The 18,685-nt window shown below is 75.7% G+C and carries 1 protein-coding gene; it reads left to right on the forward strand.

Annotation, left to right across the window (positions count from 1 at the left end):
* Window positions 1-106 precede the first annotated feature (106 nt).
* On the forward strand, window positions 107-18,679 hold the full coding sequence (locus ACWZEH_RS31800; protein ID WP_456194511.1) for a non-ribosomal peptide synthetase: 18,573 nt from the start codon (window positions 107-109) through the stop codon (window positions 18,677-18,679).
* The last annotated feature ends 6 nt before the right edge of the window (window positions 18,680-18,685 follow it).

Genomic DNA, 18,685 nt, shown 5'->3' on the forward strand with positions numbered 1-18,685 from the left:
CCGCCCCGTACGCATGGACCCCGCACCGCTCAGGTGTGCCCGCAGGCTGTCCGAGACCGCCGCGCCGGGTCCGCGCGCCGCCCCGCGCCCGAAGGACTTCGCCCCGATGACGGACCTGCACGCCCAGCACCCCGCCGCGCCCGCCTCCGCACCGGTCGGCACGGCCCCGCCGACCGGCGCGGACCATGCCACCCGCCACGTCCCGCTCGGTGAGCTGTTCGCCCGGTGGGTGACGCGCGACCCGCACGCCCCCGCGGTGACCGACGGCCGACGCACCTGGTCGTACGGGGACCTCGCGCGGCGGGCCGGCCGACTCGCCGCCCACCTCGCCGGCAGCGGCGCCGGACCGGAGCGGACGGTGGCGCTGGTCCTGCCGCGCTCGATGGAACTGGTCGCCGCCGAGCTGGCCGTGTCCCTGGCCGGTGCCGCCTTTCTCCCCGTGGATCCCGCCTATCCGGCCGAACGGCGTGCGCTGATGCTCGCCGACGCCGACCCGGCGGTGGTCCTGGACGACCCGGACCGGGTCCGCGCGCTGATGGACGCCGGGGACCGGGAGGCGGACCCGCCCGAGAGCCGCGTGCTCCCCGACCACGCGGCGTACGTCATCTTCACCTCCGGCTCCACCGGCACCCCCAAGGGCGTCACCGTCACCCACCGCGGCATCGGCGCCTTCGCCGCGGCCGCCGCCGAGCGGTACGCCGTCGGCCCGGGCGACCGCGTGCTGCAGTTCTCCTCACCCAGTTTCGACGCCTCCGTACTGGAGCTGTGCGTCTCCGTCCTGTCCGGCGCCCTGCTGGTCGTACCGCCGGACGGGCCCTGGCTGGGCGACGAACTGGCCGCGGTCCTGGACGAACACCGCATCACCCACGCCCTCATACCGCCCGCCGCCCTCGCCACCCTGCCCGACCCGGCGGACACCGGCGGCGCGCCGCACCTGCGCACCCTGATCGTCGGGGCCGAGGCGTGCCCGGCCGCGCTCGTCGACCGGTGGGCACCCGGCCGCCGCATGATCAACTCCTACGGGCCGACCGAGGCCACCGTCGTCGCCACCTGGACCGGGCCGCTGACCGCCGGCACCGGAACACCGGCCATCGGCAGCCCGCTGCCCGGCACCGAGGCCCACGTCCTGGACCCTGCGAGGCGCCCGGTGCCGCCCGGTACCGAGGGCGAACTGTACGTGGGCGGCGGCGGGCTGGCCCGCGGCTACCTCGGCCGCCCCGGTCTGACCTCGACCCGGTTCGTCGCCCACCCCTCCGGGTCGCCCGGCGCCCGCCTCTACCGCACCGGCGACCGGGTGCGCCGCAGGGCGGACGGCGAGCTGGAGTTCCTCGGCCGGGTCGACCGGCAGGTCAAGGTACGCGGCTTCCGCATCGAGCCCGGCGAGATCGAGGCCGCCCTGACCCGTGACCCCGGCGTCCGTGAGGCCGTCGTCGTGGTCCGCGACGAGGAACCCGCCCGCGGCCGGCTCGTCGGTTACGTCACGCCCGCCGACCCGGCCCGCGGAGCCGACCCGGCCCGGCTGCGTGCCGCCCTCGCGGCCACCCTGCCGGCCCACATGGTGCCCTCCGCCGTCGTCGTCCTGGACGCGCTGCCGCTCACCCCGCAGCACAAGATCGACCTGCGGGCCCTGCCCGCCCCCGGCGGCGCGCGGACCGTGGAGCATGTCGAGCCGCGCACCGACGGCGAACGGGCCCTCGCCGCGATCTGGGCCGACGTCCTCGGCGTCGACGCCCTCGGCGTCACCGACGACTTCTTCGACCTGGGCGGCGATTCGATCCTCGCCGCCCGCACCCTGACGCGGATCCGGGAAGTCCTCGGCGTCCGGCTCTCCGTGCGCGACGTGTTCACCGCGCGGACCGTCGCCGCGCTCGCCCCGCTGGCCGCCGAGCCGTCCGCCGCCGCGCCGCCGGACCCGATCCCCTCCGCCCCGCGCGAAAAGCCCGTCCCGCTCTCCGGTGCCCAGCGACGCCTGTGGTTCCTCGACGACCTCACCGGCGGCGGAACCGAGTACAACACCGGCGTGGCGCTGCGGCTGCGCGGCCCGCTCGACACGCAGGCCCTGCGACGCGCCCTGGACCGGCTCGCCGCCCGCCACGACTCCCTGCGCACCACCTTCGCCACCGTCGACGGCCGGGGCGCCCAGATGGTCGCCCCCGAGGCGGTGCTCCCCTTGCGTACCGCCGACGTCGTGCACCTGCCCGCCGACCGGCGGGGCGACGCCGTCGAGCGCCTGCTGACCGAGGAACTGCGCCGCCCCCACGACCTGACGACCGGGCCCCTGACCCGGGCGCTGCTCGTCCGCCGCGCACCCGAGGACCACGTCCTGCTGCTGGCCCAGCACCACATCGTCACCGACGGCTGGTCGGTCGGCGTCCTGACCCGGGACCTGGCGGCGCTCTACCGCGCGGAGGCATGCGGCGAACCGGACGGCCTTCCCCGGCCGGGCGTGCAGTACCCGGACTTCGCGCTGTGGGAGCACGAGCGGCGCACCGGCGACGCGGACGCCGACGGCCTCGGCTACTGGAAGCGCCACCTGGCCGGCCTGCAGCAACTCGAACTGCCCACCGACCGGCCCCGGCCGGCGGTGCGCACCACCGCGGGCGCGGCACACCGCCACGACCTCCCGAAGCAGCTGGTGGACCGGCTGCGGCAACTGGCGCAGGGCCGCGGCACGACCGTCTTCACGCTGTTCGCCGGGGCGGCGGCCGTGCTGTTCTCTCGCTACTCCGGGCAGCGGGACGTGGCGTTCGGGACCGTCACCAACGGGCGGGGCCGCCGCGAACTGGAGGACGTGACGGGCTTCTTCGCCAACACCGTCGTGCTGCGCGGCGAGGTCGACGACGCCCTCACGGTCGACCGGTTCGTGGAGTCCATGCGCGCGAGAGTGCTGGACGCCTTCACACACGACGACGTGCCGTTCGACCGGGTGGTCGAGGAACTGGCCCCGCCGAGGGACCCCAGCCGCACTCCGCTGGTGCAGGTGCTGGTGGTGCAGCAGGCGGCACCCGCCCGGCCGCCGCTGGCAGCCGGGGTGCGGATCGAGGACCATCCGCTGCCCCGCCCGGCCGCCCGCTTCGACCTCGTGCTGGAGTTCGCGCCGCGCGCCGACGGCGGCTGCGAGCTGACGGTCGAGTACAGCACCGGCCTGTTCGAGGCGGCGACCGTGGCCCGGATGAGCCGGCAACTGCACCGCCTGCTGGAAGGCATGGCGGACGGCCCGCACCGGACGCTGGCCGAACTGCCGCTGCTGTCGGACGACGAACGGCGCACGCTCCTCGACTCCTGGAACCCGCCCGCGCCGGCCGGCGAGCACGCCGACGGCGCCACGCTCCCGGCGCTGTTCGAGGCGCAGGCGGCCCGGACCCCCGACCGGACCGCCGTGACCTGTGACGGGGCCCGGCTGGACTACGCCGGGCTGAACCGGCGGGCCAACCGGCTCGCCCGGCTGCTGACGGCACACGGCGCGGGACCGGAGTCCCTGGTGGCGCTGTGCCTGCCGCGCTCCGCCGACCTGCTGCCGGTGCTGTGGGCCGTCCTGAAGTCGGGCGCCGGATACCTGCCCGTCGATCCCGGCTACCCGGCCGAGCGGATCCGTTTCATGCTCGCCGACGCGGTCCCCGCCCTCGTCGTCGCCACCCGTGAGACCGCCCACGCGCTCCCCGACGACTGCGAACCGCTGCTCCTGGAGGACATCGAGCCGTCCGATGCCGGCGCCCCGACCGACGCCGACCCGACCGACGCCGACCGGACCCGGCCGCTCGACCCGTCCCACCCCGCCTACGTCATCTACACCTCCGGATCCACCGGCCGCCCCAAGGGCGTGGTCGTCACCCACCGCAGCGTGGCCGCGCTGGCCGCCTGGGCCAAGGAGACGTTCGGCCCGCGCGGGCTGGCGCACGTCGTCGCGTCCACCTCCCTCAACTTCGACGTGTCCGTCTTCGAGCTGCTGTGCCCCCTGCTGGCCGGCGGCAGTGTCGAGGTGGTCGCCGACCTCCCCACCCTCGCCGACGGCGCCGGACCGCGCCGGGCCGGACTGCTCAGCGGCGTCCCGTCCGTACTCTCCCGTGTGCTCGGTGGCGACGGCGCCGTCGAGGCGGACACCGTCGTCCTGGCAGGCGAGGCCCTGCCCGCCCGGACCGTGCGGGACATCAGGGAGGCCATGCCCTCGGCCGAGGTGGCGAACCTCTACGGCCCGACCGAGGCCACCGTCTACGCCACCGCCTGGTTCGCCGGCGGCACCGTCCCCGACCAGGCCCCGCCCATCGGCCGTCCCGTCGCGCGCACCCGCGCCTACGTGCTGGACCGCCTGCTGCGCCCCCAGCCCCCCGGCGTCATGGGTGAGTTGTACCTCGGCGGCGGTGGGCTGGCCCGCGGCTACCTGCGACGCCCCGGTCTGACCGCCACGCGCTTCGTCGCCGACCCCTTCGGTACCCCCGGCGACCGCATGTACCGCACGGGCGACCTGGTGCGCTGGAGCGCCGACGGCCGGCTCGAGTACCTCGGCCGCATCGACCAGCAGGTCAAGGTGCGCGGCTTTCGCATCGAACTGGGCGAGGTCGAGGAGGCCCTGCGCCGCTGTACGGGCGTCGCCGAGGCCGCCGCGACCGCCCACGACGGCGACGGCCACCGCCGCCTGGCCGGATACGTCGTCCCCGCTTCCGGCGCACGTGTGGAACCGGAGGCGCTGCGCCGTGAACTCGGGCGCACCCTGCCCGACTACATGGTCCCCTCGGCCGTCGTGGTGCTGCCCGCCCTGCCGCTCAACCCCAACGGCAAACTGGACCGCGGCCGGCTCCCCGACCCGGCGCCGGCCGAACCCGCGACACGCCACGTCGCCCCCCGCACCCCCACCGAACGGACCCTCGCCGCCATCTGGGCCGACGTCCTGCAGGTGGAGCGGGTCGGAGCGGACGACAACTTCTTCGCGCTGGGCGGCGACTCCATCCTCAGCATCCAGGTCGTCGCCCGGGCCCGGCAGGCGGACCTCACGATCACCTCGCGGGACGTCTACCGGCACCAGACGGTCGCCGCCCTGGCCCGCTGCGCCGACGAGGCGGGAAGCCGGCGGCCCGCCGAGGCGTCCGTACCCGTCGAAGCCACGGGCACCGCGCCGCTGACGCCCATCCAGCACTGGCTCTTCGACAGCGCGGGCGAACGCGCCGGGCACTTCGCCCAGACACTCTCGGTGGAACTGCACGCCGGCTTCGACGCCGTCGCACTCGAAGCCGCCCTCAACGACGTGATCGTCCACCACGACGCCCTGCGCTCCCGCTTCCCCACCGACGAGGGGGGCGTACGGTGGCTGATCGACGGCCCGGCCGCCCGCCGCCGCCTCGCGCGCCACACCGGACCGGACACCGACACCCCGCACCTCGGCCCCCACGACCTGCGCCACGGCCCCATGCTGCGTGCCGTGCTGCACGACCGGGGCCCCGAACGGCCGCACGTGCTGCACCTGGCCGTCCACCACCTCGTCGTCGACGGGGTCTCCTGGCGCCTGCTCCTCGAGGACCTCGACCGGGCCTACCGCGCCCGCCGTGCCGGCCGGGACGGAGCGGCGGAGCTGCCCCCCAAGTCGTCCCCGCTGCGGCAGTGGGCCGAGCGCCTCGCCGCGCACGCCGGCGCCGGCGGGTTCGACGACGAGAGGGCCTACTGGGCGCGGGCGGCCGAGGGAGCCCGGGCCGACCTGCCGTCGGACCGGACGGGCACCAACACCTACGCCTCCCAGCGCTCGGTGACGGTACGCCTCGGCTCCCAGGACACCGAAGCGCTCCTGCGGACCCTGCCCGAGACCTACCGGACCCGGGCCAACGACGTCCTGCTCGCCGCCCTCGGCCGGGTGCTGTGCGGCTGGACCGGTCACGACCGGGTGCTGGTGGACGTCGAGGGCCACGGCCGCGAGGAGCTGTTCGCCGACGTCGACACCAGCCGCACCGTCGGCTGGTTCACCACCCGCCACCCCGTCGCCCTCGCCGTCCCGCCCGAGGCGCACTGGGACGCCGTACTCAAGCAGGTCAAGGAGCAGCTGCGCGCGGTGCCCCGGCACGGCCTCGGCCACGGCGTCCTGACCCTGCCGGGCCGCCACGCCGCACCGCTCCCGGCGACCGCCGCGCAGATCAGCTTCAACTACCTGGGCCGCTTCGGGCTCTTTGGGACCTCCGAAGGGCTGTACGGAGGCCCGTTTTGTCCGCTGGAGCTGGACGCCGATCCCTCGGCGTCACGCCCGCACGCGCTGGAGGTCGTGGGACGGCTGGACGGCGACAGCCTGGAGTTCACCTGGTTCTACTCGGACGAGCTGCACCGGCGGGACACCGTCGCGGACCTCGCCGGACGGTTCGCCGACGCGCTGGCCGGCCTCGCCCGCCACGCGGCCCGGCCCGGCACCGCCGGACGCACCCCCTCGGACTTCCCGCTGGCCCGGCTCGACCAGACGCACGTCGACCGCATCGTGGGGGAGGACCCCGCGGGCGTGGAGGACGTCCACCCCCTCACGCCCACCCAGGCCGGCATGCTCTTCCACCGGCTCTCGCAGGACGACCGCGGCGTGTACTTCCAGCAGCTGACGTTCGTCCTGGACGGCGTGGAGGACCCGGCCGTTCTGGCGGACGCCTGGCAGCGGGTCACGGACCGTACGCCGGTGCTGCGCGCCCGCGTGGTGTGGCAGGACGTGCCCGAGCCGCTCCTCGTGGTGCAGCGCCGGGCAGCCGTCCCGGTGGAGCGGGCGGACTGGCGCGGCCTGTCCGGCGCCGAGCGGGAGGAGCGGCTGCGCGCACTGCTCGAGGACGACCGCGCCCGCGGTGTCGACCTGACACGCGCGCCGCTCCAGCGCCTGGTGCTGGCCCGGGTCTCCGAGCGCGCGGTCCGTGTCGTGTGGTCCTTCGACCACCTGATCCTGGACGGCTGGAGCCTCTTCCAGGTCCTCTCCGACGTCTTCGCGTGCCACGCCGGCCTGTCGGGCGCCGCGGACGTCCCGCCGCCCGACCGCCGCCCCTTCCGCGACTACGTCGCCTGGCTGCTCGGCCGCGCCGACCGGGCCGAGGCCGAACGGCACTGGCGGACCCGCCTGAACGGCCTGGACGAGGCCACCGCGCTGCCCTTCGACCGCGAACCCCGCGAAAGTCACCGCGCGGAGTCGACGCGGGCGGTACGCGTCACGGTGCCCGAGAACACCACCCGGGCACTGGCGGACATGGCCAGGACGGCGGGCCTGACCATGAACACCCTCGTGCAGGGCGCCTGGGCACTGCTGCTGAGCCGCCGGACGGCCCGCGACGAGGTGGTCTTCGGCACCACCGTCTCCGGACGGCCGCCCGAGCTGCCCGGGGCCGACGCCATGACCGGCCTGTTCATCGCGACCCTGCCCACCCGCGTGACCGTGCCGCGGGACGGGACGCTGCTCACCTGGCTGGGCCGGCTCCAGCAGGAGCAGAGCGAGGACCGCCGCCACGACCACGTGCCGCTGCACCACATGAGGGCGTTCACCGAACTGCCCGAACGCGCCGCCCTGTTCGACAGCATCGTGGTCTTCGAGAACTATCCGGTCGACGACGGCCTCGCCACCGCGCACGGGCTGCGGCTCAGCGGCCTGGACGGCATCGAGACCACCAACTACCCGCTCGGCCTGGTCGCCTATCCCGGCACGGAACTCACCCTGCGTCTCGGCTACGACCCGGACCTCTTCGACGCCGCCACCGTCGAGCGGATGGCCGAGTACCTCACCGTCCTGCTGGAGGGCTTCGCCACCGCACCGCACAGCGCGCCCGCCCGCCTGCCCCTGCTGACGGCCGCCCGGCGCGAGCAGGTGCTCCACACGTGGAACGACACCGCCACCCATGCCCCCGCGGCGACCACCGCGGACCTGTTCGCCGCGCAGGTGCGGCGCGCCCCCGACGCCGTCGCGCTGCTGGCCGGCGACGAGCGGCTCACCTACCGCGAACTCGACGACCGGGCCGCGGCACTGGCCGGCCGGCTGGCCGCGCTCGGGGTGCGCCCGGAGGTCCCCGTCGGCGTCCTGATGGACCGCTCGACCGGCCTCGTCGTCGCCCAGGTCGCCCTCGCCCGCCTCGGCGGCGTGTACGTCCCGCTCGACGGCAGGGCGCCGCGGGAGCGGCTGCGTACGATGCTGGGGGAAGCCGGCACCGACCTGCTGCTCACGGACGGGGCCTGGGAGGAGACGGCTGCGGCCCTCCTCCCGGAAGGCCGCGTACTGCGGCCGGACGACGACGCCGCCGCGGCCCCGGAGCCCACGGCTGTGCCGCGCGTGCACCCGGACAACGTCCAGTACCTCATGTTCACGTCCGGCTCCACCGGCAACCCCAAGGGCGTGGCGGCGCGGCAGCGGGACGTCGCCGCGCTCGCCCTCGACCGTGCCTTCGCCGGCCACGACCGCGTCCTCGTGCACTCCCCGCACGCCTTCGACGCCTCCACCTACGAACTGTGGGTGCCGCTGCTGCGCGGCGCAACGGCCGTGCTCGCCCCGCCGGGGGACCTCGAAGCCGCAGCCGTGCGCCACGCGATCACCGAACAGGGGGTGACCTGCCTGTTCCTGACCATAGGCCTGTTCCGTCTCCTCGCCCAGGAGGACCCCGCCTGCCTGCGCGGCGCGCGGGAGGTGTGGACCGGCGGCGAGGCCGTGCCCGGCTCCGCCGTACGGCGCGTGCTGGAGGCCTGCCCGGACCTCACCGTCGTCGACGTGTACGGCCCGACCGAGACCACCGCCTTCGCCACCCGGCGGGTCTTTCGCACCGGTGACGCGCTGCCCGCGACGCTGCCCATCGGCCGCCCCCTGGACGACACCCGCGGGTACGTCCTGGACGGCGCGCTCCAGCCGCAACCGCCGGATGTGCCGGGAGAGCTGTATCTCGCGGGTGCCGGACTCGCCCGTGGCTACACCGGACGTCCCGGCGCGACGGCGGCACGCTACCTGGCCGACCCGTTCGGCCCGCCCGGCGGACGCATGTACCGCACCGGCGACATCGTGCGCTGGAGCGCCGACGGCGAACTGCACTTCGTGGGGCGCGCCGACGACCAGATCAAGATCCGCGGCTTCCGCGTCGAACCCGCCGAGATCGAGGCCAGGCTCACCGCGCACCCGGCGATCGCCGAGGCGGTGGTGTCGGTGTCGCGGCACGCGGGACGCAAACGCCTGGTCGCCCACCTGGTACCCGCCCCCGGCGCAGCCGTGCCGCCGGCGGCCGGGCTGCGCGAGCGCCTGTCCGGCGAACTGCCCGACTACATGGTCCCGGCCGCGTTCGTCACCGTGGCGGAGCTGCCCCTGACCGCGAACGGCAAGGTCGACCGGCGACGCCTGCCCGAACCCGACCTGTCGGCGGCGGCCGACACCGCCCACCGGGCGCCGCGCACCGGCGCCGAGCGGGTTCTCGCCGGTATCTGGGCCGAGCTCCTCGGCGTGGAACGGGTCGGCGTCGACGACAACTTCTTCATGCTGGGCGGTGACTCGATCGTCAGCATCCAGGTCGTCTCCCGCGCCCGCACCGCGGGGCTCGCGCTGACCCCCAGGGACCTGTTCCGGCACCCCACGCTCGCAGCCCTGGCCACCGCCGCGACCGGCGCCGCCCCGACCGTCGCGGGCACCGGCGAGGTGGCCGGCGAGGTCGGGCTCACCCCGATCCAGCACTGGTTCCTCGACGCCGAACCGCCGCGCCCGGAGTACTTCAACCAGTCCGTGGTCGTCGAGACGGCCGAGGACGTCGACTCCGAGGCGCTGGAGGCAGCCCTGGCCGCGCTGTGGACCCACCACGACGCCCTGCGCGCCCGCTTCACCCGCGCCGCGGACGGAACCTGGCACCAGGAGTACGCCGCCCCCGGCACCGAAACCCCCCGACTGCTGCGGGCCCACGACCTGAACGGTCTCGACGCGCGGGCCGCCGGGGAGGCCGAGGCCCGCTTCTCGCAGGAGGCGCACACCGGATTCCGGCTGGACACCGGCCCGCTGATCGCCGCCCGGCTGTTCACCCGCGAGGACCGGGCCGCGCGCCTGCTGCTGACCGCCCACCACCTGATCGTCGACGGTGTCTCCTGGCGCATCCTGCTGGAGGACCTGGAGAGCGCCTACCGGCAGGCCCGGGCCGGCGAGCGAATACGGCTGCCACAGCGCACGACGTCCGTGCGGGAATGGGTGCGACGGCTCACCGGACGTACCGGCGAGGGGGACTTCGCCGCGCAGCGCGCCCACTGGGAGACCGTTTCGCGGCACTGCGCCGACCCGCTGCCGGTGGACCTCGACGGCGGCAACACCGCCGCCGACCTGCGCGCGGTGACCGTACGCCTCGACCGCCACCGGACCGACGACCTCCTGCGCAGGGTTCCCGGCGTCTACCGCACCCGCGTCGACGACGTCCTGCTGACCGCCCTCGGCCGCGTGCTGGCCGACTGGACCGGCCGCGGCACCGTCGCCGTGGGACTGGAGGGGCACGGCCGCGAGGACCAGCTCTTCGACGACCTCGACCTGTCCCGCACGGTCGGCTGGTTCACCAGCCTCTTCCCGGTCGCCCTCGAGCTGCCCGAGGGGAGCTGGGGCGCCGCGTTGAAGTCCGTGAAGGAGCAGCTGCGGGCCGTACCCGGCCGGGGCGTCGGCCACGGCGCCCTGCGCCACCTGGCGGGTGACGGGCGGCTCACCGCCGCGCCGCTGCCCGGCATCAGCTTCAACTACCTGGGGCGGTTCGACTGGTCGGCCGACGGCGGCGCGCTGGTCCGGGCGGTTCCCGGCGGTCTGGGCGGCGCCGAGGACCCCGGGGCGCCGCGTCCGCACCTGCTGGACGTGGTGGCCCGCGTCGAGGACGACGAGCTGGAGATCACCTGGCACTACAGCGGCGGACGGCACCGCGAGAAGACGGTCGCCTCCCTCGCCGAGGGCATGCTGCGGTCACTGGAGGAGATCGTCGCGCACTGCGCCGCCCCGGACGCCGGCGGCCGCACGCCCTCGGACTTCCCGCTGGCCCGGCTCGACCAGGCCGCCGTCGACCGGGTCGTGGGGGACGGGCGCACGGTCGAGGACGTGTACCCGCTGACGCCGATGCAGTCGGGCATGCTGTTCCACAGCCTCATGGACCCCCGGGGCCGCACCTACGTGAACCAGGTGCAGGTGGTGCTGCGCGGCGTCACCGACCCGCACGCGCTCGCCGAGGCGTGGCAGCGCACGGCGGACGCGAACCCGATCCTGCGCACCCGCCTGGTGTGGCAGGAGACCGCCGAACCCCTCCAGGTGGTGGAGCGCCGGGCCGTAGTGCCCGTCACCCACCACGACTGGTGCGGACGGCCCGCCGAACAGTGCGCGCGGGACATGGAGTCGCTGCTCGACGCGGACCGGCGGGCCGGGATCGACCTCGGCGCGGCCCCGCTCATGCGGCTCGCGCTGATCCGCCTGGCGCCGGACCGCGTGCGCATGGTGTGGACGTTCCACCACGTCCTGCTCGACGGCTGGAGCGCGGCCCAGGTGTTCGACGAGGTGTGCGAGCGGTACGCGGCCCTGACCTCCGGACACCGCCCGCAGGTGCCCGACCGGGCGCCCTTCGCCGGCTACCTGCGGTGGCTGGCCGCCCAGGACACCGGCCGTGCGGAACACCACTGGCGCGAGACCCTCGCCGGGTTCGCCGTTCCCACCGCACTGCCGCGCGACCGGCACCCCGCCGAGGCCCACCGCACGTCCTCCTCGGGAACGGTCCGGGTGGCCCTCGGGCAGGAGGTGTCGGCGCGGCTGAAGAAGACCGCGCAGCGGGCCGGACTGACCGTCAACACGGTGCTCCAGGGCGCCTGGGGGCTGCTGCTGCACCACTACGGCGGCGGTGACGACGTCGTCTTCGGCACGACCGTGTCCGGCCGCCCGGCCGAACTGCCCGGCGTGACCTCCATGGTGGGCCTGTTCATCAACACCCTGCCCACCCGGCTGCGGATCGACGGCCATCGCCCCCTGCTGGAGTGGCTGCGCGAGGTGCAGGCCGCCCAGTCGGAGGCCCGGCGCCACGACTTCGTCTCCCTCGCCCAGCTGCAGACCTGGAGCGAGGTGTCCGGCGGAACCAGCCTGTTCGACAGCATCGTCGTCTTCGAGAACTACCCGTTCGACGAAGGAGCCCTGGCCCGGCACGGGATCGCCGTCGAGCAGGAACGCGACCTGGAGCCGACCAACTACCCGCTCAGCGTGGTCGTCGCCCCCGGCGACGACGTGACGGTGTCCCTGGACTACGACCCGGCGGCCTTCGACGCCGCCACCGTCGAAGGCCTCGGCGCGAGCCTGCGCACGCTGCTGACGCGGATCGCCGCCGACGCCGACCGCCGCCTGGCCGACCTGCCGCCGCTCGAACCGGACGACGGACGCCGCCTGCTGGAAAGGCTCGCGGGGCCGGTGGCAAAGCTGCCGCACCGAACCCTCCCGGACGCCTTCGCCGCACAGGCCGCCCGCACCCCGGACGCCCCGGCCGTGACCGCCGGCGCCGAGCACCTCACCTACCGGCAGCTCGACGAGCGCGCCAACCGGCTGGCCCGCCTCCTGATCGAGGCCGGGGCCGGACCGGAGCGGTTCGTCGCGCTGGCCCTGCCCCGCACCGCCGACCTCATCGTGGCGCTCCTCGCGGTCCTCAAGAGCGGCGCCGCCTACCTTCCGGTCGACCCCGGCCATCCGGCCGAGCGCATCGCGTTCCTCTTCGAGGACGTGCGGCCCGACGCGGTGATCACCTGCGCGGAGACCTCCGCGCGGCTGCCGGACGGCCCGTACACGCGGATCGCCCTGGACGACGCGGCCTGCGCCGGGCGTCTGGCCGCCGCGTCCGCGGCCGGCGTCGGTGACGGCGAGCGGCGCGGCGGGCTGCTGCCGGAGCACCCCGCCTACGTCATCCACACCTCCGGCTCCACCGGCCGGCCCAAGGGCGTCGTCGTCCCCCACGCCTCGGTGGTGGCGCTGACCGACTGGGCCGCCGCCGAGTTCACCGGCCGCGGGCTCGAGCACGTGGTGGCCTCCACCTCGCTCAACTTCGACGTGTCGGTGTTCGAGATCCTCTCGCCCCTGCTGTCCGGTGGCCACGTGGAGGTGGTCCGCGACCTGCTGGCCCTCGCCGAGCGGCCCGGACCGTGGCGTGCGGGACTGCTCAGCGCGGTGCCCTCCGCGCTGAGCCGCCTGCTGGCCGAGGACACCGTCCGGGTCACGGCCGACACCGTGGTCCTGGCCGGAGAGGCGCTGCCCGCCCGTGCCGTCCGACAGGTGCGGGAGGCGATACCGGGCTGCCGCGTCATGAACATCTACGGCCCCACCGAGGCCACCGTCTACGCCACCGCCTTCACCTGCGACCCGGCGGACCCCGACCGGGTCCCGCCCATCGGCCGGCCCGTCGGCGGCGCCCGCGCCTACGTCCTCGACGCCCGCATGCGCCCCGTGCCCGTCGGGGCACCCGGCGAGCTGTACCTCGCCGGGACCGGTGTGGCCCGCGGCTACCTGAACAGGCCCGGCCTGACCGCGTCCCGCTTCCCCGCCGACCCCTTCAAAGCGCCCGGCAGCCGCATGTACCGCACCGGCGACCTGGTCCGCTGGACGGCCGACGGCGACCTGCTGTACCTCGGCCGGACCGACGACCAGGTGAAGGTGCGCGGCTTCCGCATCGAACTCGGCGAGGTGGAGGCCGCGCTGGCCCGGCACCCGCAGGTGGCCGCGGCCGCCGCCCGCGTCGTGGAACGCGACGGCCACAAGCGCCTCGTGGGCTACGCCGTGCCGCGCGGCGCCGACGGCCCGGCACCGGCCGACCTGCGCGCCTTCCTCGCCCGGACGCTGCCCGACCACCTGGTCCCGGCGGTCGTGGTGCCGCTGGAGCGACTGCCGCTGGGCGCCACCGGCAAGCTCGACCGGCGGGCCCTGCCCGAACCGGTGTGGTCCGCGGCCGTCACCACGGAGGGCACCCGGCCGCCGCGCACCGCCACCGAGCGGACGCTCGCCGCGATCTGGTCCGAGGTGCTGGGCATGACCGACGTGGGAGCGACGGACAACTACTTCGCACTCGGCGGCGACTCCATCCTCGGCATCCAGATCGTCTCCGCCGCCCGCCGGGCAGGACTCGCGCTGACGCCCCGGCACCTCTTCCAGCACCAGACGGTCGCCGAACTGGCCGCGGCGGTCGAGGAGTTCCCGGTCGCGATGGCCGGCGCCGAACAGGGCCCGGTCATCGGAGTCGTCCCCCTGTCGCCCGTACAGCACTGGCTGTTCGACACCCCCGCCGGCGACCCGGCCCGCTTCACCCAGGCGGTCTCCTTCCAGCTCGCCGCCGGCACCGACGAGACGCTGCTGCGCGCCGCCCTCGCGGCGGTGCTGGAGCAGCACGACGCGCTGCGCATGCGCTACGAACCGGCCGGCGACGGACGGTGGCGCCAGCACGGCACCCCGCCCGGCGCCGAGCCGTACCTCGAGGTGCACGGGGCACCCGTGGCGCCGGCCGCCGTGGCCGCCGGCCTGTGCTCCGGATTCGACCTGACACGAGGGCCGCTGCTCAAGGCCGCCCTGTGCCGCCCGGACGACCACCGGCCGCCCGTCCTGCTGCTGGCCGCCCACCACCTGGTCGTCGACGCGGTGTCCTGGCGCGTGATCCTGGAGGACCTCGACGCCGCCCACCGGGCGCTGCGCGCCGGCGCCACGCCCGACCTGGGGGCGAAGACGACCTCCTTCCGTGCCTGGGCCGAGCACCTGGCCGCGCACACCGCCGACGGCGGCTTCGACGACGAGATCGCCCACTGGAGCGCCCTGCGCCCCACCCCCCTGCCGACCGACCTCACCGGCGGCAACACCGCCGCCGACGAGGAGACCGTGACCGTGGGGCTGAGCGGCGAGGACACCCGCCGGCTCCTCCAGGACGTGCCGGACGCCTACCGCACCCGTGTCAACGACGTCCTGCTGTGCGCCCTCGGCCGGGTCCTGGCCCGCTGGACGGGACAGGACCGGGTGGTGGTCGCGCTGGAGGGCCACGGCCGGGAGGACCTCTTCGACGACGTCGACCTCACCCGTACCGTCGGCTGGTTCACCACCATGTTCCCCGTGGGCCTCGACGTGCCCCGCGACGCCGGCCCCGGGACCGCGCTGAAGACGGTCAAGGAGAACCTCCGGGCCGTGCCGCGCGGGGGAGTGGGCTACGGCGCGCTGCGCCACCTGCACCCCACGGCGGGACGCGAGCTGCCCGGCCTGCCCCAGGTGGGCTTCAACTACCTGGGACAGCAGGACTGGAACGCGGCCGAGGGCGGTCTGCTGCGCGCGCCCCACGGCGGGCTGACCGGAGGCATGGACGGCTCGGCGGACCGGCCCCACCTCATCGACGTCCTCGGCCGGGTCACCGACAAGCGACTGGAGTTCACCTGGTCGTACTCGCGGCAGGTGCACCGGCACGACACCGTCGCGCGCCTCGCGCAGGAGACGGCGGAGGAACTGAGGCGGATCGTCCGGCACTGCGCCGAGCCGGGCGCGGGCGGCCGCACCCCGTCGGACTTCCCGCTGGCCGCACTGGACCAGGCGGCCGTCGACCGGCTCGCCGGCGACGGGCGCGACGTGACGGACGTCTACCCGCTCACCCCCACGCAGGCCGGCATGGTCGTGCACGGCATGGACGAGCCCGGTGAGGGCCTGTACGTCGAGCAGATCACCTTCGTCGCGGACGGCGTGCGCGACCCCCGGCTGCTGGCGGCCGCCTGGCAGCACGTCGTCGACCGCACGCCCGTGCTGCGGACCGCCGTGGCCCTGGGCGGGGTCCCCGTCCCGGTCCAGACCGTGCACCGCGACGTCCCCCTGCCCGTCACCGAACTCGACTGGAGCGGCCTGGCCCCGGCACAGCGCGAGAGCGCACTGCGGCGGCTGCTCGACGAGGACCGCGCCCGCGGCATCGCCCTGGACCGCCCCCCGCTGCTGCGCGTCACCCTGATCCGGCTCGGCCCCGACGAGGTGCGCGTGGTGTGGACCTTCCACCACGTCCTGCTGGACGGGTGGAGCGTCTTCCACGTGCTGGGCGACGTGATGGCCGCGCACGCCGCGCTCGCCGCCGGCAGCGAGCCGCGGCTGCCGCAGCGGCGGCCCTTCGCGGACTACGCAGCCTGGCTGGCCGGCCGGGAGACCGCCGCCGCCGAGGAACACTGGAAGGCCGTCCTCGCCGCGCACACCGAGCCCACCGCGCTGCCGTACGACCGCAGGCCCGCCCCGGGCGCCGCCGCCCGGTCGGGAACCTGGCTGTCCCGGCGGCTGGACGCCGACGGCACGGCCCGGCTGACGGACTTCGCCCGACGCCACCGGCTCACCCTCAACACGCTGGTGCAGGGCGCCTGGGCACTGCTGCTGGCGCGCTTCAGCGGCGAGCGGGAGGTGTGCTTCGGCACCACCGTCTCCGGCCGGCCCGCCGACCTGCCGGGCGCGGACACGATCACCGGCCTGTTCATCACCACCCTGCCCGCGCGGGTCACCGTGGACGAGTCCACGCCCTGCGCCGCGTGGCTGCGGGAACTCCAGGCCTCCCGCGCGGAGGACCGGCGCTTCGACCACGTGCCGCTGACGGACCTGCACCGGTGGAGCGAACTGCCCCCGGGAACGTCCCTGTTCGACAGCCTGCTGGTCTTCGAGAACTATCCCGTCGGCGACGCCACCGCGGGCGCGCACGGCGTGCGCATCCGGGATCTCGACGCACGCGAGGCGACCAACTACCCGCTCACCGTGGTGATCTCGCCCGGCGACGAGCTGAGCGTGGAACTCGGCTACGACCCGCGGTACTTCGAGGAGACCACGGCCCACGCCCTGGCCGCCCGGCTGATGCACGCCCTGTCCGCCCTCGCCGCATCCGGTGACCGGGCGCCGTTGCACGCCCTCGACGTGCTGCCGCCCGGTGAACGGCACCGGCTGCTGCACGGTCCCGCGCGCCCGCAGCTGCCGCCGGTGTCCCCGGCGACGCTGCCCGCGCTGATCGAGGCCGCGGTCGACCGGTGGACCGGCCGGACGGCGCTCGACACGGGGGAGTCGCCACTGACCTTCGGCGAGGCGGAGGCACGAGCCAACCGGCTGGCGCACCGGCTCGTCGCGCGAGGGGCGGGGCCCGGCGACATCGTCGCGCTGGTCCTGCCGCGCTCGGCGGACATGGTCCTCGCCCAGCTCGCCGTGGCCAAGGCGGGCGCCGCCTTCCTCCCGGTGGACCCCGGCTACCCGGCCGAGCGGGTCGCACTGATGCTGCGCGACGCGGACCCCGCCGTCACCCTCACCGCCGAGGAGGTCGCCGGCCTGCTCGCCGCGCCGCCCGACGGCACGCCCGGCCACCGGCCCACCGACACCGACCGCGTCCGCCCCCTGGACCTCGACGACCCGGCGTACGTCATCTACACCTCCGGCTCCACCGGCACCCCCAAGGGCGTCGTCGTCACCCACCGCGGACTGGCCGGCTTCGCCGCCGCCGAGGCCGCGCACTACCGGGTCCGCCCCGGGGACCGCGTCCTGGCCTTCGCCACGCCCAGCTTCGACGCCTCCGTGCTGGAGCTGTGCATGTCCCTGCCGAGCGGCGCCGCCCTCGTCGTACCGCCGCCCGGCCCGCTGCTCGGCGCCGAACTGGCCGACGTCCTGCGCACCGGGCGCATCACACACACCCTGCTGCCGCCCGCGGCGCTCGCCACCCTCCCGCCGGACACCCCCGGCACCCTGCCGGACCTGCGCACCCTGGTGGTCGGCGCGGACGCCTGCCGGGCCGAACTGGTCGCCCGGTGGGCGCCGCACCACCGCATGGTCAACTCCTACGGGCCCACCGAGGCGACCGTCGTCGCCACCTGGTCCGGCCCGCTGGAACCGGACGGCTCCGCACCGCCCATCGGCCGCGCGCTGCCCGCCACCGGCGCCTACGTCCTCGACGCGCGCCTGCGCCCCGTCCCCGACGGAGTGCCCGGCGAACTGTGGCTCGCCGGACCGGCCCTGGCCCGCGGCTACCTGGGCCGTCCCGGCCTGACCGCGACCCGCTTCACCGCCGACCCGTTCGGACCGCCCGGCACCCGCATGTACCGCACCGGCGACCTGGTCCGGCGCGACGCCCGCGGCGAACTGCACTACCTCGGACGTACCGACCACCAGCTCAAGCTGCGCGGCCACCGCATCGAGGCCGGCGAGGTGGAGGCGACCCTGGTACGCCACCCGGCGGTGCTGGACGCCGTGGTGAGCGTGCGGGAGGACGGGCCGGGGCTGCCGCGCCTGGTGGCCCACCTGCTCGTCGCGCCCGGCGCCGAGCCGCCCGCCGGCGCGGAGCTGCGGGCCTTCACCGCCCGCACCCTGCCCGGCCCCATGGTGCCCTCGGCGTTCGTGACGCTGGACCGGTTCCCGCTCACGGACAACGGCAAGACCGACCGGGCCGCGCTGCCCGCGCCCGGCCCGCAGACGCAGGAGCGGACCGCCGGACACGTGCCGCCCCGCACGCCCACCGAGGAGGCCGTCGCCGCGCTGTGGGAGGAGGTCCTGGGGGCCACCGCGGGGGCCGAGGACGACTTCTTCGCCCTGGGCGGCGACTCCCTGCGCGCCCTGCAGATCGCCTCCCGCGCCAACGACACCTTCGGCGTGACCCTCACGCCCCGCGACGTCCTGGTCCACCGCACCGTCGCCGCCCTGGCGGACCTGGTGGAGGAACAGGTGCTGAGCGAACTCGAGGACGCCGCACGCGGCGACAGCGACCACGACGAACGGTGAGGACCA

The organism is Streptomyces yamdrokensis (assembly GCF_053890455.1).

Coding starts and splice junctions, on each gene's coding strand:
- ACWZEH_RS31800 (WP_456194511.1), top strand. CDS start 107: ATGACGGACCTGCACGCCCAGCACCCCGCCGCGCCCGCCTCCGCACCG.